Annotated in this window: 26 protein-coding genes and 2 pseudogenes; 18 read left to right on the top strand and 10 right to left on the bottom strand. The window is 66.5% G+C overall.

The features are described 5' to 3' along the window. Positions 1–27 precede the first annotated feature (27 nt). Positions 28–1,527: an amino acid permease gene (locus tag CFN17_RS11960; protein ID WP_208747918.1), complete on the bottom strand. Its 1,500-nt coding sequence runs from the start codon at positions 1,525–1,527 to the stop codon at positions 28–30. Positions 1,528–1,756: 229 nt separating this feature from the next. On the opposite strand from CFN17_RS11960, the gene CFN17_RS11955 reads away from it, so the two are divergent. The 3 genes from CFN17_RS11955 to CFN17_RS11945 all read left to right on the top strand — a co-directional run bounded on the left by CFN17_RS11955 (position 1,757) and on the right by CFN17_RS11945 (position 3,825). After that, a complete protein-coding gene (locus CFN17_RS11955; protein ID WP_208747917.1) occupies positions 1,757–2,467 on the top strand; it encodes a TetR/AcrR family transcriptional regulator in 711 nt (236 codons plus the stop codon). A 21-nt stretch (positions 2,468–2,488) separates the two neighbouring features. After that, on the top strand, positions 2,489–3,382 hold the full coding sequence (locus CFN17_RS11950; RefSeq protein WP_261792178.1) for a glucose 1-dehydrogenase: 894 nt from the start codon (positions 2,489–2,491) through the stop codon (positions 3,380–3,382). Between the two features lie 137 nt (positions 3,383–3,519). After that, on the top strand, positions 3,520–3,825 hold the full coding sequence (locus CFN17_RS11945; RefSeq protein ID WP_208747915.1) for a DUF1905 domain-containing protein: 306 nt from the start codon (positions 3,520–3,522) through the stop codon (positions 3,823–3,825). Positions 3,826–3,922: 97 nt separating this feature from the next. On the opposite strand, the gene CFN17_RS11940 is transcribed toward CFN17_RS11945, so the two are convergent. Then, entirely contained in the window at positions 3,923–4,126 is a 204-nt protein-coding gene (locus CFN17_RS11940; RefSeq protein ID WP_208747914.1) for a cold-shock protein, read from the bottom strand. A 320-nt stretch (positions 4,127–4,446) separates the two neighbouring features. Between CFN17_RS11940 and CFN17_RS11935 the strand changes: the two genes are divergently transcribed. The 3 genes from CFN17_RS11935 (at position 4,447) to CFN17_RS11925 (ending at position 6,213) form a co-directional block, all read left to right on the top strand. Then, entirely contained in the window at positions 4,447–5,085 is a 639-nt protein-coding gene (locus tag CFN17_RS11935) for a hypothetical protein (RefSeq protein ID WP_208747913.1), read from the top strand. Between the two features lie 2 nt (positions 5,086–5,087). After that, positions 5,088–5,699, top strand: coding sequence for a hypothetical protein (locus CFN17_RS11930; RefSeq protein WP_208747912.1), 612 nt, complete (start codon positions 5,088–5,090; stop codon positions 5,697–5,699). Positions 5,700–5,820: 121 nt separating this feature from the next. Further along, on the top strand, positions 5,821–6,213 hold the full coding sequence (locus tag CFN17_RS11925; protein WP_208751464.1) for a TfoX/Sxy family protein: 393 nt from the start codon (positions 5,821–5,823) through the stop codon (positions 6,211–6,213). Positions 6,214–6,304: 91 nt separating this feature from the next. Here CFN17_RS11925 and CFN17_RS11920 read toward each other — a convergent pair whose 3' ends face one another. Next, positions 6,305–6,802: a hypothetical protein gene (locus tag CFN17_RS11920; RefSeq protein WP_208747911.1), complete on the bottom strand. Its 498-nt coding sequence runs from the start codon at positions 6,800–6,802 to the stop codon at positions 6,305–6,307. A 411-nt stretch (positions 6,803–7,213) separates the two neighbouring features. Here CFN17_RS11920 and CFN17_RS11915 point away from each other — a divergent pair, with 411 nt between their 5' ends. After that, entirely contained in the window at positions 7,214–8,509 is a 1,296-nt protein-coding gene (locus CFN17_RS11915) for an NAD(P)/FAD-dependent oxidoreductase (protein ID WP_208747910.1), read from the top strand. Positions 8,510–8,572: 63 nt separating this feature from the next. On the opposite strand, the gene CFN17_RS11910 is transcribed toward CFN17_RS11915, so the two are convergent. From CFN17_RS11910 to CFN17_RS11900, 3 genes are all read right to left on the bottom strand, one after another. Continuing rightward, positions 8,573–9,010, bottom strand: coding sequence for a VOC family protein (locus CFN17_RS11910; protein ID WP_208747909.1), 438 nt, complete (start codon positions 9,008–9,010; stop codon positions 8,573–8,575). Between the two features lie 138 nt (positions 9,011–9,148). After that, positions 9,149–9,997, bottom strand: a complete 849-nt coding sequence (locus CFN17_RS11905) for a triacylglycerol lipase (protein WP_208747908.1) — start codon at positions 9,995–9,997, stop codon at positions 9,149–9,151. Positions 9,998–10,322: 325 nt separating this feature from the next. Further along, positions 10,323–11,069, bottom strand: a complete 747-nt coding sequence (locus tag CFN17_RS11900; RefSeq protein ID WP_208747907.1) for a hypothetical protein — start codon at positions 11,067–11,069, stop codon at positions 10,323–10,325. 236 nt (positions 11,070–11,305) lie between these two features. Here CFN17_RS11900 and CFN17_RS11895 point away from each other — a divergent pair, with 236 nt between their 5' ends. Further along, positions 11,306–12,088: a GntR family transcriptional regulator gene (locus CFN17_RS11895; protein ID WP_208747906.1), complete on the top strand. Its 783-nt coding sequence runs from the start codon at positions 11,306–11,308 to the stop codon at positions 12,086–12,088. A gap of 122 nt (positions 12,089–12,210) precedes the next feature. Here the strand turns inward: CFN17_RS11895 and CFN17_RS11890 are convergent, their stop codons facing one another. Next, a complete protein-coding gene (locus CFN17_RS11890) occupies positions 12,211–13,203 on the bottom strand; it encodes a LacI family DNA-binding transcriptional regulator (protein WP_208747905.1) in 993 nt (330 codons plus the stop codon). Positions 13,204–13,390: 187 nt separating this feature from the next. Between CFN17_RS11890 and CFN17_RS11885 the strand changes: the two genes are divergently transcribed. From CFN17_RS11885 to CFN17_RS11875, 3 genes are read left to right on the top strand one after another with little or no spacing between them, the layout of a single operon-like run. After that, on the top strand, positions 13,391–14,344 hold the full coding sequence (locus tag CFN17_RS11885; protein WP_208747904.1) for a PfkB family carbohydrate kinase: 954 nt from the start codon (positions 13,391–13,393) through the stop codon (positions 14,342–14,344). Further along, on the top strand, positions 14,341–14,802 hold the full coding sequence (locus CFN17_RS11880; protein ID WP_208747903.1) for an RpiB/LacA/LacB family sugar-phosphate isomerase: 462 nt from the start codon (positions 14,341–14,343) through the stop codon (positions 14,800–14,802). Before CFN17_RS11885 ends, CFN17_RS11880 begins: the two co-directional genes overlap by 4 nt. Positions 14,803–14,836: 34 nt before the next feature. Continuing rightward, positions 14,837–16,171, top strand: a complete 1,335-nt coding sequence (locus CFN17_RS11875; protein WP_261792177.1) for an MFS transporter — start codon at positions 14,837–14,839, stop codon at positions 16,169–16,171. 199 nt (positions 16,172–16,370) lie between these two features. Here the strand turns inward: CFN17_RS11875 and CFN17_RS11870 are convergent, their stop codons facing one another. After that, positions 16,371–17,372, bottom strand: coding sequence for a nucleoside hydrolase (locus CFN17_RS11870; RefSeq protein WP_208747902.1), 1,002 nt, complete (start codon positions 17,370–17,372; stop codon positions 16,371–16,373). Positions 17,373–17,405: 33 nt separating this feature from the next. Continuing rightward, positions 17,406–18,842, bottom strand: coding sequence for an MFS transporter (locus CFN17_RS11865; RefSeq protein ID WP_208747901.1), 1,437 nt, complete (start codon positions 18,840–18,842; stop codon positions 17,406–17,408). A 135-nt stretch (positions 18,843–18,977) separates the two neighbouring features. On the opposite strand from CFN17_RS11865, the gene CFN17_RS11860 reads away from it, so the two are divergent. The 7 genes and pseudogenes from CFN17_RS11860 (at position 18,978) to CFN17_RS11840 (ending at position 23,645) form a co-directional block, all read left to right on the top strand. Continuing rightward, positions 18,978–19,850: a ribokinase gene (locus tag CFN17_RS11860; protein WP_208747900.1), complete on the top strand. Its 873-nt coding sequence runs from the start codon at positions 18,978–18,980 to the stop codon at positions 19,848–19,850. Continuing rightward, complete coding sequence (locus CFN17_RS11855) at positions 19,847–20,362, top strand: GNAT family N-acetyltransferase (protein ID WP_208747899.1); 516 nt, start codon at positions 19,847–19,849, stop codon at positions 20,360–20,362. The genes CFN17_RS11860 and CFN17_RS11855 overlap by 4 nt, the downstream gene beginning before the upstream one ends. A gap of 371 nt (positions 20,363–20,733) precedes the next feature. Continuing rightward, positions 20,734–21,614 (top strand): annotated as a pseudogene (locus CFN17_RS11850) (aldo/keto reductase). Positions 21,615–21,644: 30 nt separating this feature from the next. Further along, a complete protein-coding gene (locus tag CFN17_RS19970) occupies positions 21,645–21,812 on the top strand; it encodes a hypothetical protein (RefSeq protein WP_261792176.1) in 168 nt (55 codons plus the stop codon). 10 nt (positions 21,813–21,822) lie between these two features. Further along, positions 21,823–22,125 (top strand): annotated as a pseudogene (locus tag CFN17_RS20080) (MFS transporter); the annotation flags it as partial. A gap of 73 nt (positions 22,126–22,198) precedes the next feature. Further along, positions 22,199–22,591, top strand: coding sequence for a hypothetical protein (locus CFN17_RS19965; protein WP_261792175.1), 393 nt, complete (start codon positions 22,199–22,201; stop codon positions 22,589–22,591). Positions 22,592–22,691: 100 nt separating this feature from the next. Next, on the top strand, positions 22,692–23,645 hold the full coding sequence (locus CFN17_RS11840; RefSeq protein WP_222612629.1) for a Dam family site-specific DNA-(adenine-N6)-methyltransferase: 954 nt from the start codon (positions 22,692–22,694) through the stop codon (positions 23,643–23,645). Between the two features lie 993 nt (positions 23,646–24,638). Here CFN17_RS11840 and CFN17_RS11835 read toward each other — a convergent pair. Further along, on the bottom strand, positions 24,639–25,820 hold the full coding sequence (locus CFN17_RS11835; protein WP_222612628.1) for a type II restriction endonuclease: 1,182 nt from the start codon (positions 25,818–25,820) through the stop codon (positions 24,639–24,641). Positions 25,821–25,824: the final 4 nt, after the last annotated feature.

Here is a 25,824-nt window from a genome sequence, read left to right as displayed (position 1 = left end):
CGGCCGGAAGGCCGGCGGGTCAGGGTGTCAGGCGCGGGCGCTGGTGCGCCGGACCCAGAGGCCGACGACGAGCACGGCGCCCACCATCAGCGGAGCGGACCACAGGAGGAGTCCGTTTTCGCCGGAGGGGTCGTAGACCTCGGGCCGGGGCCAGGCGAGGTTGACCACCATCACGGCGCCGTAGAGCACCGCAAGGATGTTGACCGGCAGGCCCCACCGGCCCAGGGAGAACAGCCCGGCCGGCATGGTCTGGCCCACCCGGTCCCAGTCGCCCCGCAGGCGGTTGATCAGCTGGGGCACGGTGACCAGGAGGTAGGCCAGGTACACCATGACGATGCAGACGCTGCAGAGCGTGGTGAAAAGCGCGGCGTTCCCGACATTGATGGCGAGCACGCCCACGGCCAGCGCGCCGATCGCGATGGAGGGCCACATCGGGGTGCCGCGGGTGGGGTGGACCGAGGACAGCAGGGCCGAGCCGGGGAGTTTGCCGTCGCGGGCCATGGAGAACACCAGGCGGGACCCGGCGGTCTGGATGGCGAGGGTGCAGACGAAGATCGCCACAGCCACATCCACCAGCAGGACTTTGCCCCAGAAGGTGCCCAGGACGGCGGTCAGCACGTAGGGCAGGCCCTCGGTGGCGAGCCGGCCGTCGTCGAGGCTGGGGGCGGCCATCAGCGCGGTCAGAATCATCAGCGCGCCGCCGATGCCGGAAATGATCAGGGCGGACAGGATGGTCCGGGGTGCGGTGCGGCGCGGGGACTTGGTCTCTTCGGAGAGCTCACCGGCGGAGTTGAACCCCACCATCACGTAGGCGGCCATGAGGCCCGAGACCAGGAATGCGCCCACCGGGCCCAGGTCGGTTCCCTGCAGGACGGTGGTGTCCATGACGACGTCCGGTCCGCGCTGGGCTGCCGTGATGAGGGCCAGGATGACGGCGGCGACACCGACGATTTCGCAGGTCACACCGACCGAGTTCACGTGGGCCATCAGCTTGACGCCCAGCGAGTTGATCACCGTGGTGACCACCAGCAGGATGGCTCCGAGGACGACGGCGTTCGCGGCACCGGTGGTGGTGTTCAGCGCCGGGTCGCCGCCGACCAGCTGGAATCCCTCCCACAGCTGGGGCAGGACCACCTGCAGGGCGATGGCGGCCGCGGCGGCGGTCACCACCTGGGCCAGGGCCATGAACCAGCCCGCGAACCAGCCGACCGTTTCACCGCCCACCCGGCGGGCCCACTGGTACACGGCGCCGGAGAGCGGGTAGCGGGCGGCGAGTTCGGCGAAGTTCAGGGCCACCAGCAGCTGGCCGACCAGCACCACCGGCCAGGTCCAGAAGAACGCCGGGCCGGCAAAGGAGTAGCCGAAGGCGAAAAGCTGGAAGATGGTGGTCAGGATGGACACGAAGGAGAAGCCTGCCGCGAACGAGGCGTAGCGGCCGAGCTTGCGGTGCAGGGACGGCTCGTAGCCAAGCGACGTGAGGTCTGCGTCGTCCGTCTGCGCGGACGAGGGAAGAACGGTGGATGTCATCGGAATCTCCGGGGCTGGAACGTCGTGGGGGTTCATGCGTTCCGGTCATGTGCAGCCCCTGGCTCGACACTGCAGAATACCGGTCGATTGATAGTTTTTCAGTCGAAGAATCCGAACTGGTTTCCCCTGTGTAAAAGGCTGATTGACGGTTTATTTCCGCCACATTTCTCGCACCTCACCGTTCTCCGGGCGGGCGGGGAGCGTCCCGCCGGGGTGCAACAATGAAGCCGTGACTCCAACCGGCCCCGGGCGCCCCCGCAAACAGCAACCCTCCCGACCGGGAGCCACGGCCCGCGACGAAATCCTCGACGCCGCCGCCGAACTGTTCACCACGCAGGGGTACGCCAACACCTCAACCCGCTCCATCGCGGAGGCCGTCGGGATCCGCCAGTCGTCCCTGTACCACCACTTCGGCACCAAGGACGACATCCTCGAGGTCCTGCTGGCCGGCACGGTGGCGGGCGGGCTCGCGTTTGCCCGCGCCGTGTCCGCGGACAGCGACGGCGACGGCGACCGCACCAGCGGCGGCGCCGTCCCGGCAGCGGCGGCGCGGCTCCACGCCGTCGCCCTCTATGACGGAACGCAGCTGTGCAACGCACGTTGGAACCTCGGGGTGCTCTACAACCTGCCGGAGGCGCGCAGCGACCGGTTCGGCAGCTTCATGGCGGACAGGAGGGAGCTCCGCGGCCTGTATCAGCGCCTGGGCTCCCGCCTGCCGGGGAACGGCTGGAGCGGCGCCGGGCAGGTCGGGGACCTGGCGTTCCGGCTGGTGGAGTCCCTGGTCAGCCTCCGCGCCGACGGGCTCGCCACCCCCGGCTCCGCGCTGCAGGCGGCCGACGCCGGCATCGTCCTCGGCGGCCTGGGCGACAGCCTGACTGCGATCCGGGCCGCCAGCGCGGCGCTGATTGCCGCAGCCGATCGACCCGCGCCGGCCCCCTGATTCAGCCGCGGCACGCCCGCGTTGCGCGCACTCCCCCGTCGAACTAACCCCGTCACGGCGTACGAGCAGATTGAGCCGCCGGAGCAGAGCCAGCCGGAACCCGGCCTGGACGCCAAAATGACGCCCAAGGCGGACCTTGGCGAGGACACCTACCGCGGCACCGGCCGGCTGGAGGGCCGCAAGGCGCTCGTCACCGGCGCGGACTCCGGGATCGGCGCCGCGACGGCCATCGCGTTCGCCCGCGAGGGGGCCGACGTCGTCATGTCCTACCTCCCGGAGGAGGAAGAGGACGCCGCCCGGATCGCCAACCTGATCGAAAAGGCCGGCCGCAAGGCGGTCAAGGTCCCCGGTGACCTGAAGGATTCGTCGGTGTGCCGCGAGCTGGTCGAGACCGCGGTGCGGGAGCTCGGCGGCCTGGACATCCTGGTCAACAATGCCGGCAAGCAGGTGGCGCAGAAGGCGCTGGCCGACATCGAGGACGTGCAGTTCGACCACACGTACAAGACCAACGTGTACGCGATGTTCTGGCTAACCAGGGCGGCCCTGCCGCACCTGCCGGCCGGGCCGAGCATCATCAACACCACCTCCATCCAGGCATACAGCCCCTCGGAGACACTCGTGGATTACGCCTCCACCAAGGGCGCGATCAACAACTTCACCAAGGGCCTGGCCCAGCAGCTGGCGCCGAAGGGCATCCGCGTCAACGCCGTGGCACCCGGCCCCATCTGGACCCCGCTGCAGCCCAGCGGGGGCCAGCTCCCCGAGGACCTGCCGGAGTTCGGCAAGGATACCCCGCTGGGCCGCGCCGGCCAGCCGGCCGAACTGGCGCCGGCTTACGTGTTCCTGGCCTCCTCCGAGTCCAGCTACGTGATCGGCGAGACGCTGAACGTCAACGGCGGCATGCCGACGCCGTAAGCACCCCGGCCTGGTCCCCGCCACCCGCCTCCACGCGGCAGAGATCCGGCTGCGGGAGTTGGACGGCCTGTGGCGTCCGTGGCCGCTGCGCGGATAGGCCGGAGACGCGGCCACCCTGCGGCTGCCATACTCAACGGGTGAGGACCTCGTACTCCTTCCGCGGGGAGCTGTGGCACTACCCCGAAGCATCCGGGTGGCACTTCATCACGCTGCCCCGGGACCTGGCCGACGAGCTCGGGGACGCCGCCGCCCCGTTCGCCAAGGCCTTCGGTTCCGTGAAGGTGACGGCGTCCATCGCCAGGCAGCGCTGGTCCACTTCGCTCTTCCCGGACAGCCGGAGCGGCTCATACCTCCTGCCCGTGAAAAAGGCGATCAGGACGGCGGCGCACATCCGCGCCGGAGACGAGGTCGACGTCGAACTCGAACTGGAACCTGGCGGTTGAGGGCACCTCAGGCAGCACACGCGTGTTAAACAAAAAAGCAGGGCCCGTCCGAGGACGGGCCCTGCTCGAAACCTAACGGTCCCGGTTCTCTAGGAAATTAGAGGCCCTGGATGTTGGTTGCCTGGGGACCCTTGGGGCCCTGCTCGACGTCGAAGGAGACCTTCTGGTTCTCTTCGAGGGAGCGGAAGCCGGAGGAGTTGATCGCGGAGTAGTGCGCGAAAACGTCCTGCGAGGAGTCGTCCGGGGAGATGAAGCCGAAGCCCTTTTCAGCGTTAAACCATTTGACGGTGCCAGTAGCCATTATTTTTGTCCTTCGTGAAGGTGGAGGAAAAGTCCCGACTTTCGGGTCCTCCGGTGTGGGGTGCTCAAAACCGCTGCTTCAGAAGAACACGGACTTTCGACCGCGCGTACTGCCTGAACTACGAACTGCATAAACACAACAACGGTCTCCACACTACAGGAGATTTGCGTGGTGACTTACCACCCCGCCCCGCAGACAACGTCTGCCCCGAGTTCTAGAATTGGCATTCACAGGCAGATGCATGGATGCGCCTGCCCCGTGGGGGATTCGTGGGCGGCTCGAGGCTGCCTTGGACGGGTCATGGATAGGGATGGCTGATCATGGGCGAGGACGCACCTGCCTCCGGCTCCGAACCGCGCGCGGTCCCGCCCCGTGGACTTGCGCTTCCACCCCGGGACGACGCAGCAGTTCCGCCGCTCGATAACTACGCCGAATTCATCGGGCGCCTGGACGCGGCGGCCGGGAATCTCGCCCCGCGGCTGGATGCCTTGAGTAAGGCACTTGGCGCAGCGGAACTGCTCGTTGACCAGAACCGTGCGGGTTCTGAGCTGTGGGGACAGCGGCTCTCACGCGTCAGTCAACTCCTTGCCCGCCAGTCCGCGAACCGGCAGGCGCCGCCCTCCGGCACTTTGAGCGATCTCCATGACGTTGCCGTCAAGATGGAGCGGCTCTTCAGCAGCCGCACGCAGCGCGTTCAGGACGTCTGCACCGCGATCCGGGCGCGCCGGGACCAGATCAACACCTCACTCTTCGAACTGGAGAAGAGCAAGGTCAAACTGTCCTCGTCCCGGATGCTTGCGCAGGAGCGGGAGAAGCTCACTAGGCTCGCAGCTGATCTGTCGATGGGCGCGGAAAGCATCGGGCCGGGGTTTCCCGACACCGGGCTGCAGGCAACCCTCCGGGAGGCGCGGGAAGCAATCCTTCTGGCCGAAGCCCTGCTGGAAGTGAAGGGGAACTGACCATGCCAACTCCACGCACCGAGCAGCGGGAACTCTGCAGCTTCACTTCCCAGGAATGGACCGGCAGGCCGGCCGGCGGCGCCGGGCCCATGTTCGTCGGATTTTCCGTCATCGCATTCGTCCTTTGCCTGATCCTGATGCTCTTCTTACCCGGGCTCCGGGACCCGGGCGCCACGGCGCTGTTCGTCGGGGTCTTCGCCACCACGTTCAGCGCACTGGTCATCCTGGGCAAGAGCTCGCGTGAGCGGGCGTTTCTGCAGGGGCTGACCGCGACGGCAAACGCGGTCCTGCTGGAACTCACCGCAGCCGAGCCGCACCAACTTTCCGCCAAAGAGTTCCGGCTGCTGCTGGTCAAGGGAACGAGCCTCCCCCTCTCCGTCAACGGCGTGTCGGGCCTGGACCTGAGAGTCCTTCGGGAGCCCCCGCCGCAGCCGAAGAAGAACCCCAATCCGGAAATAGACGCGGTCACGACGCAGGTGGTCCTCGCGGCCACCCCGCCCGATTACGGAATCAGCAGCTTCGACCGGTTGCTTGAGACCGCGCTGGCTGACCAGTGGCCCGAGTGGCCCGAGGGGCTCGAGGGGCCCGAGGGGCCCGAGGACGGCGGCTCGTAGAGTGCACTAACGCGCCGTGATCCCGCGCGCACCGGGGAAACAGCGGCACCTGTACCGCGCCCGGCCGCGGGCATATCCTGCAGGAAGACCCGTGACCAGCGCAGTTGCCGGAGGGAGCCCCATGGAAATGCCCAAAGCGTCCGACGCCGACAAGGAACACTTCCGCTCGGTGCTGCCCGACCATCCCGAGGTGGTCGTCAAGCCGATGTTCGGGAACCTCGGGGCGTTCGTGCACGGGAACATGTTCGCCGGCCTGTTCGGCCCCACAATCGGCGTGAAGCTCGCCGAGGCGGATAAAGAGGAGCTGGAAGGCACCGAGCGGACCGTCCCGTTCGGCCCGGCCGAGCGGCCCATGGGCGGCTACACCGGCCTGCCGGAGGTCTGGAACGCCGAGGGCGACGGCGATCAGGCGCGTGCCCGGGCGTGGGTGGAGAAGGCGTTCGAGCACGTCGCCGCGCTGCCGCCAAAAGCACTGAAGGCGACCAAACCCAACGCGAGCGCCGGGAAGGAGTAGCCGTGCGCCCCGCGCGGCTTGGCCTGTCGCCGTTGCAGGCCGCCACCCGGGCGGCAGCCTGCAACGAAGCGTCAGTCCGAGGTGGGGCGCCTTAGGCCAGGGCGTCGCACAGATTCCGTTGCGTCCCTGAGGCGCTCTGGAACGTCGATTTTCCGTTCGCGTCGTTGGTGATGACGGCCTTGCCCGTGTACAGAATCGTGCGGGCTCCGCCGGTATCTGTCGGGAAGTAGATAAACACGTTTTGACCCGTCAAGGTGAACGTCGTCGTTCCCGTGGCGGGAGGCTTCGGGGCCAACGTGTGCGTCACGGACCCGTTGGTCGGCACTGTGATGGCCTTGCCTGTTTTCACGTTTGTAAAGGTAAGGATGAAACCGTCGCCGCCTGCGACCGTGCGAATGAACCCGTTCTTCTCCCTGGTCACCTTCACCGCCTGATTTCCCTTAACCCCGCTCACCGTAATGTCGAACCCCTGGCATCCGGGAAGGGGGTCTGAGGTTGGGAAACTGGCCGCGGAAGCTGGCTGTGCCCCCGCCATCATCAGGGCCGCAAGCATTGCCGCAGGCGCGAGGCGCCGCATTCTTGTACTCATGTTTTCTCTCCATCCAGTCAGAAGCCGGGCTTCTTCATTGATGGCGCCACCAAGGAGACCGCACGCCAATAACAGTACGGGCCATGCCCTGACTGCCACCCCCCAGAGTTGGCTGCGTGCACATTTGCCGGCCTGTCGATCGGCCGAGGCAACAGAGCGTACCGTGGGGCTTGAAAGATCGGCAAGGCTAAAAAGGCCCCATTGCCGGTCGAAGTGCTGAAACTCCCCCGCCACGCCAGGGGACCTGTACGCGGCGACGCTGCGGGCATATCCTGCCAACAAGTCCGGCCCGGCCCGTCAGCTGCGGCAGAAGCGGCAGGCAGACCGCGGAAGCGAGCGAGTCCGGGAAGGCAAGCATCCGCGCAGGGTGCCAGCCAAAGCGCCAGGAACCCGGACGGTCAGGAGTTAGCCATGCTGTCCGCCGAAGAAACCGCCCCACGCCAGGCATCGCAAAGAATTGACACCCTCGTGATCGGCGCGGGGCAGGCCGGCCTGGCCACGAGCTACTGGCTGAGCCGGCACGGCGTCGACCATCTGCTGCTGGAGCAGCGGCCGGAGCTCGGCGGAGCCTGGCAGGACCGGTGGGACTCCTTCTACCTGAACACGCCCAACTTCGCCTTCCTGCTCCCGGGCCCGACGTACGACGGCCCGGAGCCGGACGCGTTCCTGCCCCGCGACGAGGTGATCGACCTGTTCCGCGACTACGCCCAACGCATCGCGGCACCGGTGCGGCTCGGCACGGAGGTCACCCGGGTCACGGAGGGCAAAGGCGGCTTCGCCGATACACCTGGCTTCGCCGTCGACACCAATCACGGAAGCTGGCGGGCCCGGAACGTCGTCCTGGCGAACGGGGCGTTCCAGCGGCCGCGGATCCCGCCGTCGTCCGCCACGATCCCCGCGCACATCCGCCAGCTGCACAGCCACGACTACCGCAACCCGGCGCAGCTGCCCGACGGCGCGGTGCTGGTGGTGGGGACCGGGCAGTCGGGCGGGCAGATCACCGAGGACCTGCTCGCCGCCGGCCGCCAGGTGCACCTCTCGGTCTCGTCCTGCCCCGAGGCGCCGCGGCGCTACCGCGGCCAGGACACCTTTTACTGGATCCTGCAGGTCAACCTGCACGGGCCGGAGCACGGCATCACCGGCTTCCAGGTGGAGCAGCTCCCCTCCCCCGCGGCGCGGTTCCTGTGCAACCCGCTGATCTCCGGCAACGACGGCGGCCACAGCATCCACATCCGGGAGCTCGGCCGCCGCGGCGTCCGCCTGCACGGCCGCTTCGAGGGAACGGACGACGGCGTCCTCACCTTCAGCGACGACCTCCCCGCACGCCTGGCGCTGGTGGAGGCCGGGTTCGGGCAGCGGATGGGGCGCCTGGCGGACGCGTATATCGCCGCGGCCGGCATCGACGCGCCCCCTGCAGAGCCGGCGCCCGCGGACGACTGGCTGCCGGCGGGCTCCGGGGCCCGCCTCGACCTCGACGCCGAGGGCGTCACCTCCGTCATTTGGTGCACCGGCTACGGCCTGGACTTCGGCTTCCTGGACCTGCCCGTGCTGGACGAGTGGAACTACCCGCGCCACACCCGCGGCGTCACCGAGGTCCCGGGCCTGTACGCCGTCGGGCTGCCGTGGCTGACCCGGCACGCGTCGGCCACGCTGTCGCTGGTCGGTGCGGACGCGGAATACGTGGCCGGGCACATCGCCGGGCGGTAACCAGGTCGGGGCGCCCGAAAAGCGACCATTGACTGGCCCCAAGGGCCGGCGTGGGTCCGGCCCTCAGTTTTTCTTCAGTTCCTCGGCGAGCATCACCAGGATGCCGCTGGGGCCGCGCAGGTACGTGAGCTTGTAGATGTCCTGATACGTCGCCACGCCGCGAAGCGGACGGCAGCCGTGCTTCGCGGCGATCTCCAGGGCTTTGTCGATGTCGTCGACCGAGAACGCGACGCGGTGCATGCCGATCTCATTGGGACGCGTGGGCTCGGTCTCGATCGCGTCGGGGTGGATGTACTCGAAGAGTTCCAGACGGCCATGACCGTCCGGCGTCTGGAGCATCGCAATCTTGGCGTGGTTGCCGTCAAGGCCGACGGCGGTGTCCGTCCACTCGCCGCTGACCGTGTCACGGCCGACCACCGTGAGTCCGAGATCGGTGAAAAAGGCGATCGCCGCTTCGAGGTCGCGGACGGCGATGCCGACGTTCTCAAGTTTGATGGGCATGGGTGCACGCTACCGAGGCGGACGGTCCAGGTCCAGTAGGCAGCCCCGCCTTGGCCATCTGCTATCCCGAAGGTTGAGACCACGGTCGATCCGATTCTGGGCCACCGAGGTCAGCCACGCCCCGTCCCCCGAGCTCTGCTACACGCAGCTGGGCTGGTAGGCCGGATCGGCTGGACCGGAAACCCTGCCCAGCGCGTGGGCCACGATCTGGTGCACCACGGGGTCGTTGGGCGTCTGGTCGTGTTCGATGGCGTCGGCCGGGCACTTGTCCTGGATGGTGATGTTGGTGACCTGCCGCGCCGGGCCGTTGAGGGCCTGGCTGTTGTAGGGCACCACCACTTCGTCGTGGACCGTGGAGATGACGGTATAGGCCGGGCCTGCCACGGTGTCGCCGATCGAGTTGAGCTTCTGCATGAAGGCCGACCCCGCCTGCTGGTCCGCGCAGGCGGCGCAGCCTAGGCCGGTGTAGTTGGGATCGGCGACGGCGCCCGGCTTGGGGACGATCACGCCCTGGGTCCCGTGGTTGGACGGCGCGATCCCGACGAGCTGATGGACATACTTGGCGCCGCCGAGAAAGCCCATGTAGTAGCGGGGCATCATGCCGCCCTGGCTGTGGCCGACCAGGTCCACCTGCTTGGCGCCCGTGGCGGCACGGACCTTGTCCACGAACGGGGCGAGCTGCTGCGCCGACTGGGCGACCGGCGCCGTGGCATAGACGCCGTTCGTCTCGCCGTAGTTGAGGGCGTAGACGCAGTACCCGGCGCTCTTGAGGTAGGGCGAGAGGGTGGACCAGTTCTTGTCCATGCTCTCGAAGGTTCCCGGCACCAGAACCACCGGGTATGGATGCGCGGCGCTTGGTTTGCAGGCCCAGTCGTTGGCCCCCGGCGGGGAAACCTCCACAGCTCCCGCGTGGGCCGGGGCCGCGGCCAGGGAGCCGGCCAGGACGGCAGTGGCGGCGGCGGACAGGACTTTAGTGAGCAGTGACATATAAACCTCTTTGTTCGCGTGTCAGCGGGCGGCGGCCCGGGGCCGGCAGTAATCCCTGTTCTGCGAGTGAGCCGGGGGTGCCCGGCTCCTCCAATGTAGGCAGCACGGGGCCTGCGGCGGCCACGGATTTGCACGGATGTGCACAAAAAACGCCTCCGCGGGCGGGCCCGGTCCGTCCAGACCTGAGGCTCCCGCTCGTACCGAAGTTACTGGCCAGTACCCTTTTTGACCGGCAGCGGCCCGGGAAAATCTCCAAGCGCTCCTGCACAAACGTTCATTGCTGGATGGAATCACCCGGCGATATTCCAGAGGGTAGCTACCCCGCTCAAGACCCGTCGAAGTCCACGGGTGCGGCGAGGCCGGTCGAGCTGAACCATTCTCTGGCCCATTCTTGGACGGCGGGTATCGCGAGTTGCTCGGCAACACGCTCCGGCGGCCCGTCGAACACGGACTTCCCCTCCAGGAGGTCCCCGGTGCCGCTGCCGGCGAGGATCCCGAAGAGGGCAGGCTGGTCGAGGAAGGGAAGCTTCCCGCCGTCGCCGTCGGTCAGCACGCCCCAGCGCGAGGTGAACAGCGCAAACTCCTCCGGACGCTGCCCGTGCTCCGCCAAGAGCGGGCAGGCGTCGCCGTCGAGCTGGATCCGCCGATAGTTGGGCTCCGTTTCGTCGAGGGCCAGCAGCTGGACATCGTCCAGCCACGACAGCCAGACATCTGTGCACTCTCCCGGCAGCGGATACGGTGCGGCGGCGATGTACCCGGCCTTGCTCACGTGGGCGGAGTGGCCGACGGCGATGTTGTGGAGCTGCCCCCGGACCAGCGGCAGGACGGCGCTGACAGGCTGGTGGTAGTTGGCGAATTTCCGCCGCATCACGTCGGCGCTGGCATTCGAGCCGATGGAGACCACTAGGGACCGGGCTTCCAGCGGTGCCGCGCCGGCCTGGGCAAGGGCTTCCTCCAGTCCGGCTGAAGGCTCGAGCGGCCGGAATTCATTGCCGTCCATGACACCCGAGGCCGCAGGCGGGTCCCACGGATACAGCAGCGGATCCAGACGGCCGGCGCTACTCAGTTCCATGGCCCGGCCGGGTGACGCCGTCGGCATCGTGCTGGAGACGAATCAAGGTGGCCCGCTTTCGTGGTCGGGCCTTCCATTGTCCCGCACTTTCAGGAGTCCGGGTCTTCAGCACGCACGGGGCCGGCAAGGCCGGGCTCCTCGGCGCCGGGCCATAGCTTCAAGCCCGCTTGTCCAACAAACGCGTCACACCCGCGGTACGCTGGGATTCCCTGAACAAACGCTAAGCGAGGCATAACGTGCACCAGGACGCCGTCCGGTTCCTGTCCCAGCCGGTGGAGGCCCAGCCCGGCTCGCCGCTGAGGGTTGCCGTGTACTCCCGGATCGCCGAAGCCATCCGCAACAACGTCCTGCAGCCCGGCTCCATGCTGCCCACCGAGACCGAACTCGGCACCGACATGAAGGTGAGCCGCACCGTGGTCCGCGAGGCCCTCATGCTGCTCGAGGAGGACGGCCTCATCCGGGCCCGCCGCGGCGTCGGCCGGTTCGTCGCCGACACCCTCCCCCGCATCGGCATCGAACGGATCCGGCCCTTCGAGGAAGTCCTCGGCGGCCCCGGCCGGCAGGTGGAAATCAAACGCATCCAGGTGGTGCGGCAACCGGCCTCCGAATTCGCGGCCCCCGGCGTTGGAATCGAACCCGGCGAGGATTGCTGGCTGTGGGAGTCCGTCCTGCTCCGGGACGGCGAGCCCATCGCCCAGCTGCAGGAAAACATCTCCGCCCTCCCCGTCCGGTTCGCCGGCGGTGCCGCCGCGCCGCTGGAAATTAACGACGACGGCGGCACCACCCTGCTTGCCGCGCTCAACAAGGCTGCGGGACGGGGCCTCGGCCCGGGCGAGTGCCAGATCAGCCTGAGCCAGGTGGGCCCGAGCCGCGCGAAGCTGCTGGACCTGCGGCCCTCGGACCCGGTCCTGGTGCTGACGCAGTACGTCAAACACGCCAACCGGCCGTTCTACCTGGCGAAGTGCCTCATCGCGGACCGGGCCGGGCACCTGTCGGTGATGCAGTCCTTGCAGTCCTAGTCCCAGAGTGACCTCGGCCCGCTCGCTGCGGCCGCAATCACCCTGGCCGGCTGCCGCATCTGTGGACCTTCAGCGCTTCGCGGCGACGTTGCGGGAACAACCTTGGGACAATGCAGCGGCATTCACGAAATGCCCGCGGAGCGATCGAAGAACTCGGTCGGGACTCGCACCGAATCCACGCTGCGCCCATTAATCAAGTCGACGAGCCCCGCAACTCCGAGCCGTCCGATGGTTGCCGCGTCATTTCGAACCGCGCTGATTGGCGGCGACGCGAACTCGAACCAGTCGAGGTCATCAAAGGACACGACCGCGATGTGCGCCGACCAGTCAGGGCCCAGGCGTTGTCGAAGCGCGCGAATTACACCCAAAGTCGTCGGGCCGTTCGCACCGAACACCGCGGTTGGGCGCATGCCCCTGTCGAGAATTCGGTGCATCGCCTTCGCCGCGCCGCCGGGCAGGAAGTCGCCCTCGTCGATGAGCGCCTCGTCCATGCTGATTCCATGGGATTCGCGTCCCGCCCGGTATGCGGCGAGGCGCTCGGCACCGGTGGAAATAGTCGACGGACCACCGACATATGCGACATCCCGGTGCCCACGCCGCTGCAGCCAGTCGAGCACACTTGCGACGCCCCCGGCGTTGTCGGTCCCGAACATCGGTGCGTCCAGACCGTCCACGGTGCGGTTCAGGAGCACCAGTGGTAGCCCCGTCGCGCGAAGCAATTCAAGTTGCGGCGACTGCCCGCCCTGTGGAGACAGCAGAAGTCCATCGATGCGCTGCGAAGCGAAAATGCGCAAGTAGTCATCAACCTTGGCCTGCTCTTCGTTGGCGTTCGCAAGGAGCACGGTGTAGCCGAGCCTTCCGGCCTCTTGCTCGGCGGCATGGGCAAGGTCGGAAAAGAAGGGATTCCGGATGTCTGAGACAAGGAGGCCGAGCACGTTGGTCTTGGAACGACGTAGCGAGCGTGCCGGTCCGTTGGCGATGTAATTCAGTTCCGCGGCGGCTGTCAGCACACGTGAGCGGGAATCTGCCGAGGTCTGACTGCTTCCCGAGAGCACGCGCGACGCCGTTCCGAGCGCGACGCCGGCCCGGGCTGCAACATCTTTGATCGTCGCCACTAAACCTACTCCCTCATGGAAACGTTCCCGAGTATACCTCCTTTTGAGAGGTGCGATGTCGCACGGCCGCCCTCACTGATCGACCGCTCGATGGGAGGGCGCCGCTTGCACGAACCCCGCCCGTCGTGCAATATTGGGCTCACCACTCCATGGAAACGATTCCATGGAACTTTTACAAGGAGGTGAAATGAACGGAACAGTCATGGTCTTCGGCAGCATCAATGCCGACGCCAGTTACCGAATGACGGCGCTCCCGACTCCGGGAGAAACAGTCATCGCCTCGACCGCGAGCGCGTCGCCGGGCGGCAAGGGGGCCAATCAAGCCATCGCCGCCGCGGCCGCCGGCGCAGTGACTCGCATGATCGGAATGGTCGGTGATGATTCCGAAGGGGCCGCTCAGCTTGCGGCACTCGCCTTGCGCGGCGTCGACACCGACTCGGTCACGACGCGCCACGGAGTCGCGACCGGCCGCGCGGTCGTCTTCGTCGATGACTCGGGTGAGAACTCCATCGTCGTCCTCTCGGGCGCCAATGATCTGCTCGACGGGGATGTGGCCGCGACCGGCCTCGCCTCGATATCGACCGGTGATGTCCTCGTGCTGCAGAACGAAGTTCCGGCGGCGGCAAACCGTGCCGCTGCCCGCCTGGCACAGTCCCTTGGCGCTAAGGTCATCTGGAACGCCGCACCGGCACCCACTGCGGCCGCGGATCGCGTGCACGACATCGACCTCCTCGTCGTCAATGAGCACGAGCTCAAGCAGATCAGTGGAATCCTCGGAATCGATGCCACCGGGGAGGGCCCGGGCAGCTCCGCGCTAAGCGCTCTCCTGGCCGAATGCGCACGCGCGCTGGACGCCGACGCCATCTGCACGCTCGGCTCCGACGGGGCGATCTTCTTCGCGGACGGACTCTCGGGCAGCGTCGCTGCTCCAAAGGTGCGAGCGGTCGATACGACCGCTGCCGGTGACACGGTCGTCGGCTACCTTGCCGCGCATGCCGCACTGCCGATGGGGGAACGGCTCCGCCTCGCGGCCGCCGCCGGGGCTCTCGCCGTCACCCGCGTGGGAGCATCCTCATCCATCCCCCACATCGGCGACGTCGTGGCTTTGCCCGTCGCCCCGACCGAAAGGACTCCAGCATGATCGTTGCCGTAGGAGCAGACCATGCCGGGTTTCCCGTCAAACAGCGCGTGATCGATGCCATTGAGCGACTCGGGCACACCGTGATCGAACGAGGCGCCATCAGCACGGAGCCCGTCGATTTCCCCGACGTGACGCAGGAGACCTGCGCGCACGTGCTTGACGGCAGCGCCGACCGCGCCGTCCTGGTATGCGGAACGGGTGCCGGCGCCATCATGGCAGCCAACAAGATTCCCGGCATCCGGTGCGGTCTTGCCAACGAGTCATACTCCGCCCATCAAATGGTCGAACACGACGACGCGAATGCCCTTGCCATGGGCGCCTGGCTGGTTCCGCCCGCCTTCATCGACGACATCGTGGAACAGTTCCTCACCGCAACATTCGACGACGACGCCGACACCCGCCGCCGCGTTGAAAAGTTGAACGCCCTCGACAACCTACGGCCGGCATTGGCCGGCTGAACACAGGCCCGCACAGATCAAAGGAGATCCACCCGTGACGACAACAACCCCGATGACGCAGAAATCTGCGCTCGGCTCGAAAGACCGCAACAAGACGGCATTCGCCGCCGCTCTGGGGACGAGCGTAGAGAACTACGACTTCATCGCCTACGGCACCGCCTCCGCACTGTATTTCAGCGCCGCCTTCTTTCCCCAAAGTGACCGTTTCATCGGCACGCTCCTCGCCTTCGCCACACTCGCGGTGGGCTTCCTCATGCGCCCCCTCGGCGGCGCAGTGGGCGGCTATCTCGCCGACAAGTTCGGGCGCAAGCCGGTTCTCGTCGGCGCGATGCTGGTGATGGGAGGCGCAACCTGCCTCATCGGGCTTCTGCCCACCTACGCCCAGGTCGGTGTCATTGCACCGGTGCTCTTGGTCATCATCCGGATGATCCAGGGCCTCGCGTTTGGAGCCGAATGGGGCGGTGCCATCACGATGACATATGAGCATGCGCCATGGAACCGCCGTGGCATGTACGCGGCTATCCCTCAGGCCGGAAACCCTCTCGGCATCGCACTCTGCAGCGCCATGTTCCTCATCTGCGCGCGCCTTGAAGGGGACTGGGCTTGGCGTGTGCCGTTCCTCTTCAGTGCCGTCCTCGTCATCGTTGCCCTGGTCGTGCGTTCACGGTTGTCGGAGTCGCCCGAATTCGAGGCGGCCAAGGCGGAGGGACAGATCGAAAAGAACCCGTTCCTCACCACCCTTCGTCGTGACTGGCGCAGCATCCTCCGCGTGATCGCCCTGCGCATGGTGGAGTCGTTTGCCTACTACTCGACGGCCACGTTCCTGCTCAGCTACCTTTCCCAGCGTTTCCCCGATATTCGCCCCACAGCACTCGGCTCCATCACAGCGGCCAGCATCGTGGCGATCGTTGTCACATTCGCCATGGGGGCGCTCACTGACAAGGTCGGCCGCCGGCCGATCTACATTGTGGCTTGCCTCGCGGCAATCCTGTTCGCGTTCCCGATGTACCTGCTCACCAATGACGGCACACCCGCACTTGTCATCGCCGTGTTCATCTTCGGCATCGGGATCGTGCACGCTTCGCTCACCGGCGTGCAGGGCTCGCTCCTCACCGAACAGTTCGGCACCTCGACGCGCACGTCCGGCGCTTCGCTCGGCTATCAGGTCGCCGCTGCGATCGGCGGGTTCGCCCCACTTCTTGCGGCTCTGCTCGTCGGCTGGATTGGCTGGCCCGGAGCTTCACTGCTTTATATGATGGCAGCCGTCATCGGACTGATCGGCATTCTGCTCACCAAAGAGACGTACGGCCGCGCAGAGCGGACCCGTGTCACCGCCCTCGTCGTCGCCGAGAAGCGAAAGGGAGCCTGACCCCAATTCAACAACGCGAGTTGTGCCGCCGGGTTCCAGTACGCGACCTTCCCGGCGGCGACTTCTCCGCTCAAGACTGAGCAGCTCCCTGTCACCGCCGACCTGGCGAGGGAGCTGCTCAGTTGTGCACTGGCTGTCATTTTTCGAAGTAGTCTCCACGGAATGTCCGAAGGCCCCGCGCAGCTGCAGCCAGTCGACGTTAGGCGACCGCGGAGGCGAGCTTCGCCGTCGTACGTTCAGAACCAGACGACAGCAGCACCTCCACCAGGTGCGGCGCGAAGTCCTCCTCAAGCGAGAGGACCACCCGGCAGCGGGCGCCGGGCTGCTCCGGGTAGTCCATGTACCGTCCGCGGAGGTCGCAGATGGTCTGGCCGCGGCCGGGCCCGGACGTGGTGTCGACGTCGACCGTCACCACCGGGGCCACCGCCGCGCTGACGCCGCCCACCGCGAGGGCCGCGGCGAGGGGGTCGTGCATCGCCGAGCAGGCCCGGCCGAACTGGCTCTCGTAGAACCGGAAGTAGTAGCCCAGCATCTCCCCCAGCGCCCGCGGCACAGCGCCCGAGGAGGCGAGCAGCTCCTGCCGATGGCTTTCCTCGAGCACGTTGGCCATGGTGACGTCCAGCGGCACCAGGGTCACGTCCCAGCCGGCGGCGAAGACCTCCGCGGCGGCTTCGGGGTCGTTGGCGATGTTGGCCTCGGCCACGGCGGTGACGTTCCCGGGCGCGAACGCGGCGCCGCCCATGATGGTGATGGACTGCACCAGCGCGGGCAGCCCCGGATCCAGGCGCAGCGCCGCGGCGATGTTGGTCAGCGGCCCGATCGCCAGGACCCGCAGCCGCCCGGGGTGCTCGTGGGCGAGCCGGACCAGCATCTCCGCCGCGGTCTCCGGCGCGAGCCCGGCAGCCGCCGTCGCCAGCGTGACCTCGCCGATCCCGTTGGCGCCGTGCACCCACGGCGCTCCGCCGTGGAAGGTGCCGGCCTGGGGGTCGTGCGCGCCGAGGGCGACGGGGACGTGCGCGTGCCCGGCGAGCTGGAGCAGGTCCAGGGTGTTGCGGGCGCCGACGGCGGCGCTGACGTTGCCGCTGACGGTGCCGATTCCGCGGAGGTCGGCGTGCGGGGAGGCGAGCAGGTAGGCCAGGGCGAGGGCGTCGTCGATGCCGGTGTCGCAGTCGAGGTAGAACGGGTGGCTGGTGATGGTCATGGTTCTTCTTTCAGTTGGTGCTGGTGTGGAGGATCAGAGTTTTTCGCTCTTGGGGGCGGCGACGAAGAGGCTGACGAGGAAGGCGGCCGCGGTGATGGCGACCGAGATCCAGAGGGCGGTGGCGTAGCCGGCGGAGGTGGCCTGGGCGGCGAACGGTGCCACGAGCACGACGCCGAGGCTCGCGCCGATGCCGAAGGAGGCGCCGTTGATGCCGGGCAGGGCGGCGGGTGCTTCCTTGGGTGAGAGCAGGACGGAGAGTCCGTTGATGGCGGTGAGGAAGAGGCCGTTGTAGAAGATGCCGAGGGCCGCGATGGCGATCAGGACGGCGGTCTGGTTATTGGAGAACGTGGCCGCGGCGATGGCGCAGGCCAGGCTCAGCCCGGTGCCGGCCCGGAGGGTTTTGATCCAGCCGCGGCGGTCGGCGAGCCAGCCGGCCAGGGGTGCGGCGAAGACGCCGATCAGCGCGGCGGGGGTCAGGAACAGCAGTGCCGACAGGGAGGCGCTGAGCCCGAAGCCGTGGTGGGTGTCCTGGCTGAGCAGCACCACTGTGAAGTTGATGATGGCGAAGATGCCGGCGAGGGTGAGGACGGTGGTGGCGATGACGGGCCAGACCTGGCGGGAGCGCAGGTGGTGGACGGCGATGAGCGGGTGGTTCCGCTTTTTCTCGATCATCCAGAAAGCGGTGAAGGACGCGATGGTGCCGGCGAGCAGCGCCAGGGTGCTGGGGGCGGTCCAGCCGGCGGCCGAGCCGCCCGAGACGAAGTAGGTGATGAAGACCAGGAACAGTGAGAGGGATCCGGCGCCCCACCAGTCCATCGCGCCGCGGACGCCCTGGGGGCGGCCCTTCGGGACGGTTTTGATGATGCAGGCGGCGGCGATGGCCGTCAGGACGAGGACGACGACGAAGATGGACCGGAAGCCGAGGGTCTCGGCCATGAGGCCGCCAACGTAGCCGTCCGCGCCGCCCACTCCCCCGTTGATGGCGGCGATGATGCCCACGGAGGTGCCGAAGACGCGGGCCTGCAGGTTTTCGCTGAGGACGATGTAGGCGAGCGCGAAGACCGCGCTGGAGACGCCCTGCAGGAACCTGCCGGCGATGAGCAGCGGCAGGGTGGGGGCGGCGATGCAGAGGATGGTGCCCGTGCCCATGATGCCCAGGACCAGGAGCAGGGCGGCGCGGCGGCCGATGAAGTCGCTCCAGCGTCCGATGACGGGCCCGGCGATGGCGCCGGCGAGGAAGAACATGGACTGGACGGGGGCGGCGCTGTCGGGGCCCTGGCCGAAGGAAGCCGCGATCTGCGGCAGCGCCGGGGTGACCATGCTGGCGTTGAGCTGGAAGGACAGCACGCCGAGCAGCAGGGTGGAGATCAGCAGGGCGGCGCGGCGGCCACCGAGTTTTGTGGCGTCCTCGCCCGTTTGGGTTTCGACGGCGGCGGGCGGCGAAGTGGCGACTGTTGCCGGGGTGTTCACATCAAACTCCTTTGTTCTGCAGGTCGGGCCTGCCTTTAGGATGTGAGTTGTTATACAACCATGTATGACTCGCAAGTACAACCATGCCGTACACTATTTCCTAATCCAGCCCCCTTGGACCCGATAGGACTTCCCATGAGCACTCGACTTCCTGCCGTCACCGTCGTCGGCAGCATCAACCTGGACATCATCGCCACCACGGACCGGCTTCCCACCGCCGGCGAGACCATCGGCGGCGGTGTCCTGCAGCAGCAGCCGGGCGGCAAGGGCGCCAACCAGGCCGTCGCCGCCGCCCGGCTGGGCGGGAGCGCCCGGATGATCGGTGCCGTGGGCGACGACGCCCCGGGCCGCCTCATGCTGGCGGCCCTTTCCGGTGCGGGCGTGGACACCGCCGATGTGGAGGTTCTCGACGGCGGCGCCACCGGTACGGCGCTGATCGTGGTGGACCGCGACGGCGAGAACCAGATCGTGGTGTGCCCGGGCGCGAACGCCGGGTTCTCGCTGGAGGGCGTTTCGTTTGGTCCGGACGAAACGGTGCTGTGCCAGCTTGAGGTGAGTCTTCCCGTGGTGCTGGACGCGGCCCGGCGCTCCACCGGTTTCTTCGTGCTGAATGCCGCCCCTGCGATGGACCTGCCGGCTGAGCTGCTGGAACGGTGCGACCTGGTGATCGTCAACGAGAGCGAGTATCAGCTGATCCCGGCCCTGGCCGGCGCGAACCTGGTGGCGGTGACGTACGGCAAGGACGGATCGGCGCTGCTGGAGCGCGGGCGGCGGGTGGCGGAGGCTCCGGCCCTGTCCGTGCCAGTGGCGAGCACCGTCGGCGCCGGCGACGCGTTTTGCGCGGCCCTGGTCCTGGCGATCCGGGCGGGGCTTCCTTACGGCCGCTCGCTGGCGGTGGCGAATGCCGTCGGCGCGGATGCGGTGGGTGATCCCTCGTCCCAGCCGGCGCTGGCCCCGCTGGAGGACTACATCGCCCGGGCCACTGAATCTTCGGTTGCTTCCCGGTGAACCTAGATTTCAGGCCTGCAGGGCCGGCCGACTATCGCGAGGTCCGGAGAATCACCCGGGACGCGTACCTCCGCGCCGGGCATTTCACCGCCGGGCACCCGTACATGAGCGTGCTGGACAACGTGGAACACCGCGCCGAGCATGCACAGGTGTGGGTGGCCGAAGCCTCCGGCACTGTGGTCGCGGCGGTGACGCTGACCTTCCCGGGGCAGGCGTACAGCGAGATCGCCCGCGACAACGAGCTCGAGTTCCGGATGCTCGCCGTTGATCCGGCCGTTCAAGGCGGCGGGATTGGGCGCACCGTTGTCCGCCGGGTCATCGACCATGCGCAGTCCTTGCCGGACATCGGCGGAATCAGCATCACGAGTGCGACCTTCATGGAACGCGCCCATGGCCTCTACGAATCCCTGGGCTTCCGGAGGGTTCCGGACCGCGACTGGTACGTGCCCGGCGAGGACGTGCTGCTGTGGGTGTTCCGGCTGGAACTGCAGCCCGCAGGAGTTGCTGGGTGAACACGCAACTGTGACCGATCCGCCAGCGAACGCCGGTGGGAGACCGTGACGGGTTCCGTCCCAGAACCGCCCATCGTAGCTGTCCTGCAGGCCCTGCGCGGTGAACCTGCAGCCTTCGATTAGTTCGGTCAGGTCGTTCTCCGGAGATGCCCCTGCCAAGCTCACGGACCAGCTCCATCTCTCAGCCTCCATGAGTGCGGCCTTCCTGTCCGTGTAGTTGATCAGGGCCCGGATCTTCTCCGGCTCCAGCTCAGGTGGTTCAGGCGGCGGCATCCCGATCTTGCCGGCCATTCTGGCAGACGCTCTTAGGAGCAGCAGTCAGCCGGAGGCTGCGGGGTGGGGACCGCACCGCTTTCGGCAGCCGCGCGGACATGATCGCCGTGATCCGCTCCGCCGTCGACCTCGGGGTGACCTTCTTCGACACCGCCGAGGTATACGGGCCGTACGTGAACGAGGAGCTGGCGGGTGAGGCCCTGGAGCCGATCCGAAGCCAGGTCCAGGTCGCCACCAAGTTCGGCTGGCGGATCGAGGGCGGCAAGAGCGTGGGCCTGGAAAGCAGGCCGGGCAGATCCGCCGCGTCGCCGACGCCTCGCTGAAGCGTCTGCACACGGACGTCATCGACCTGTTCTACCAGCACCGCGTCGATCCCGACGTTCCCATCGAGGACGTTGCCGGCACGGTCGGGGAGCTGATCGCGGCAGGCAAGGTCCGGCACTTCGGGCTGTCGGAGGCCTCTGCCGGGACCATCCGCCGGGCGCACGCGGTGCAGCCGGTGACGGCGGTCCAGAGCGAGTACTCGCTGTGGACCCGCGACCCCGAGGCGGAGGTGCTGCCGACGCTCGCCGAGCTGGGCATCGGGTTCGTGCCGTTCAGCCCGCTCGGCAAGGGCTTCCTCACCGGCACCGTCAGCACGGCCACCAGCTTCGCCGACGGCGACGTCCGCGCCACCATCCCCCGCTTCACCGAGGAGAACCGGTCCGCCAACGCCGCGCTCGTCGAGCACGGCGCCGGCCTCGCCCGCAGCAAGGGCACGACGCCCGCGCAGATCGCGCTGGCGTGGCTGCTCGCGCAGCAGCCGTGGATCGTGCCCATCCCCGGCACGCGCAGCACCGCCAGGATCGAGGAGAACGCCGGGGCGACGTCGGTGGCCCTGTCCGCGGACGACGTCGCCGACCTCGACGCGATCGCGCAGCGGATCGGCGTGCAGGGCGCCCGCTACAACGACCAGCATCTGGGCTACGTCAACCGCTGACGCCAGGGACCCTCGCGGTCCAGAAAGCCCATGACCCAGACACATCCCGGCCCCGCCCGTGCCGCCGCCCCCGCCGCCCCCGGCGAGGGGCGCGGCTTCGTCGCGGCCACCGTCTCGTTCGTCTCCGCGTTCGCCGCCGGGGCCGCGGCGATTCCGCTCTACGACACCTACCGGAGCGCCGACGGCCTGGCCAAATGACGAGTTCTCGCTGGTCGCCGTCGCCTACTTCGCCTGCGCCGTGTTCGCCCTGCTCGTTCTCGGCCGGCTCTCCAACCACCACGGCCGCCGCCCCGTCTCGATCGTCGCGCTCCTGCTCGCCGCCGCCGGCTGCCTGACGCTGCTGTGGGTCCATAGCTACCTGCCCCTCCTGATCGGCCGGTCCCTGCAGGGGCTGGCCGCCGGTCTCGCCTCCAGCGCCATCGGCGCCTACATCGTCGACACCCCACCCCGGCGCCCCAGACGGCGGGTCCTGGCGGTCACGACGGCGCCTGCCACCGTCGGCCTAGCCCTCGGCGTTTTCCTCTCCGGGCCGCTCGTCGAGTTCGCGCCGACCCCTGGTCGCGGCCGCCGTGTTCGCCTCCAACATGGCACCAAGTTTCCTCGGCGGGTTCCTCGCCGGACGCTTCACCCCCGAGGCCGCGCAGCGCATCGGGATGACACTGGTCGCCGCCGCCGGCATCGGCCTCACGGTCGCCAGCTCCGCCGGAATCCTCGGCGGCATCGGGATGGGCCTCGCCACCTCCGGCAGCATGAACATCCTCCTGCCCCAAGCGCTCCCCCGGGAGCGCGCCGGCCTGTTCGTCGTGATCTACGCGATTTCGTATACGGGCTCCGCGGTCCCCAGCCTCGTCGCCGGACAGGCCAGCCGGGTCCTCAGCCTCCCCGCCATCACCGCTGGCTACGCCGTTCTCGCCGGCCTCGTCTGGCTCGCCACGCCCGTGGGGGCCCGGAACCCGGCTGGGCGGGACAAGTTTTGAGCCAGACTCCCCCGGCACATCCGCCAGCTGCGCAAATTTTCTCAACACTCGTGCCCAGAGCTCCCGTCCGCGACCCCAGCGTTCGACTCTGACGCTATAATTGACCTTTCAGCAAACCACAGGGCAGGTATTCGTGTCGCTCCCCCAGAAGCTCACAAACGTTCAAGTACCACCGATAAAGATTCAAGGCATCAAGACAAAGCTGGTCTCCTTTATCGCCGCGAACATTATGTGGGACGGGGTGGGCACTTACCACGAACCCTTCATGGGCAGTGGTGTCGTAGGATTCAACCTCGCACCCCAGCGTGCCATCTTCTCGGACACGAATCCGCACCTGATCAGGTTCTACCAATCTCTTTATGACGGTAAAATTACTGCGCCCATGGTCAGGGAATATCTCGAAACCGAGGCCCCCAAACTTGCTGACACACCCGATGGGAGGGAGAGCTATTATTACGAAGTCCGGGATCGCTTTAATAAGGAGCACTCCCCCCTAGACTTCCTGTTCCTGCAGCGATCGAATTTCAACGGAATGATCCGGTTCAATTCTTCAGGTGGCTACAATGTTCCTTTCGGTCGCAAGCCCAACCGCTTTGCGCCGGCATTGATCACAAAGATCACCAATCAGGTTCGATGGCTTGGGGAGTTGTTCCAGGCTCGACCTGATTGGACGTTTGCTAATCAGTCATTCGAAGATGCTTACCAAGACGTCGAGGCGCACGACTTCGTATACCTCGACCCACCGTACATCGGTCGACATGACGGATACTTTGATTCCTGGTCCGAGGAGAAAGCAGACCTGCTCGCGGAAATAACTCAAAAAAACCCCTCAGGCTATGCGCTTAGTATGTGGCATAGCAACCGACACCGCACGAATGGTCACTTAGACTTGTGGGCTCATGGCGTAGTGCACACCACTGATCACTTCTATCATGTGGGTGCCAAGGAACTGAATCGTAGCGCTGTTATTGAGGCCTTGGTCGTTTCACCGAAGAACACCGTCGACCCGGTGACTACCGCAGGGGGATCGCCCCGGGTTTTGTTGACTCTTTGACCTGGTATGTAGGGATCGTTTGTCAAGGGCTTGGCGAACCCGGGCTTGGTAGTCCGGGACCGTTTCCTCGTGGGGTGCCGGCGTGTCGGGCGGAGCGGTCAGCGGGTCAAAGGCGACGGCCCGATCAGCTGGTATGCGCGGGTTGGTTACCGCAGGACGAAGTGTTCGGCTGGAGGCCACCGCTGCTGTAGCAATGTCGAGCGTGTCCCGTTTGCGGGCTGCCCACAGGTCAAACGCGGGTTCACTCCCCGCGCTGCAAAGAACCGCACTCCACTGGGACGTTCCGGCAATCCGTGCCCTGGTGTCCGGCACGGAACCTGGTTGCGCATTGGGCTGGCCTGGTCCGGTCCGGGAGCCAAGGACCAGTACCAGCCGGCGAGGTCGCGGCGATGGCGAAGTTGATAGGAGACGGCCCGGCTGATTCTCATTTTCTTGCTCCGACGCCGCCGGGCTTGACAGGCTGTTCGCGACCGCGTCGAAACTCCAACGCCGGTCCGGGGAACGGGCCAAGACCGACGCTAACGAAGCCCTGCACCTGTCCCGGCTGCTAAAACTAGGCGAAATCACTATTGTCCGGATGCCGTCAGCGGACCAGGAAGCGGTCCGTGACCTGGTCCGCGCCCTGGAGGAGGCCCGAGGGGACCTCATGCGGTCAGGGCACCGGATCTCAGAGCTTCTGCTCCGCCAAGGCATCGTGCATTCGGGAGGAAGGCCTCGACCGGTACCTACGAACTCAGGCTGGCCCGGCAGAGGTTCGATGCTCCGGCCCTGCAGCTGACCTTTCCCTCGCTGGTTCACGCGGCAGGAAACGCACCCTGCCATTACAACTTGGATCGAAAGAACAAACCATCCCCAGCGACGGCAGAGGCGGCTGGGCAAAACCCACGCCCATCGAATATGAAACAATCGATCGGACCCCGCTCATAGCGCCTAAGACCCAAAGTCAACAAAAAGCCGGGGCGTTTCCCAGCCCAGCATGCAGGCACCAGAACTTTAGTTCAGACTTATCTTCCAACCCTGCACACGAACCCAATCCTTGTAGTCCTCGTACTTTTTGCGGAGCTCTATGTGATCAAACTGAGCGCTCTCTTGGCGAGAAAGCCAATCAAAATAGGCCGGCAGATTCTTATAAAGTGACTTCTTGACACCGTCGGGGTCCGCGTTGCGGGGATGATTGCTCCAATAATGATCGAATACTTCTTTACCCAGAACAGAGAAGGGACTCGCCCCGTAGATAAACGGTTCGGCAGTATTAGATTGAATAGTTGCCAGATTGTCGGTGTTACCACTGCCAGTCTTGTCGCCGCCTATTCGAAACTTCTCTTGAAAGACGACCTCCACATCGTCGTAAGTCGGCGGGATTTCGTCAATCTCATGGATCGACTTCTTCATCGGTTTGTAATCCGTGATTCGCGTATATAGAAACGCGAGGACGTAGTGAGAGTCGTAATCCGAATACTGGCCTTCGATGTTCTTGGTGTCGTTGCGGAGGTAGCTAGTGAAACTCCCGAGCGTGAATTTGAACGACCTCACCTGCCCGACACCGTTCAATGACCGATAAGTGGACTTTACATCGATACCGATTCGCCGACCGTCAGGCTTCGTGAGGTAAAAGTCTGGATACGTGGTTTGGTTTGTCGATTCATGAAAGCTATAGCCGAGGGCCGCTGCCAGTTTTTCAATGTAAACCGCGGCGACTATTTCAAATGCGCGACCGATAATTTTCGAATCAGTGCCGAACGAATACACGTCCTTGTCTCGGTTGACAACACCGACCAACTGCCAATCTTCTCGCTTCTTGGGCAACAGGCTGCGGAGTGTGGCGATGATCGGGTCAGAGTACGGTTCGAGCAATGAAAGCATCCTAAAACTTGAATAGCCGGGTAACGGCAGGTGACTGGTGCGCGTCGACCGAAGAGCATGCTGAGACTCGGCGAATGGGCGCTCTTGGTTAATCTTGATGAGTCGGCGACGGAAGAACTCAGCAACCAGCACTAGTTCCGCACCGTGGTAGACGAGGTCGCGGTGGTCGAGGCTAAGTCCCCACAGGCTCACTTCTTTCCCTGGCCAGCAGAGGTTATTCCGTGACGGAACTCCACCACGTTCCGTACCTAGAAAACCTCTGACGGCTTCGAGTCCGGCGCCCATTGGCGTGGGGCGAACGATGTCGTGCATTACG

The organism is Arthrobacter sp. PM3 (assembly GCF_003352915.1).
Classification (GTDB): domain Bacteria; phylum Actinomycetota; class Actinomycetes; order Actinomycetales; family Micrococcaceae; genus Arthrobacter.
This window is presented reverse-complemented; position numbering and strand designations above follow the sequence as displayed.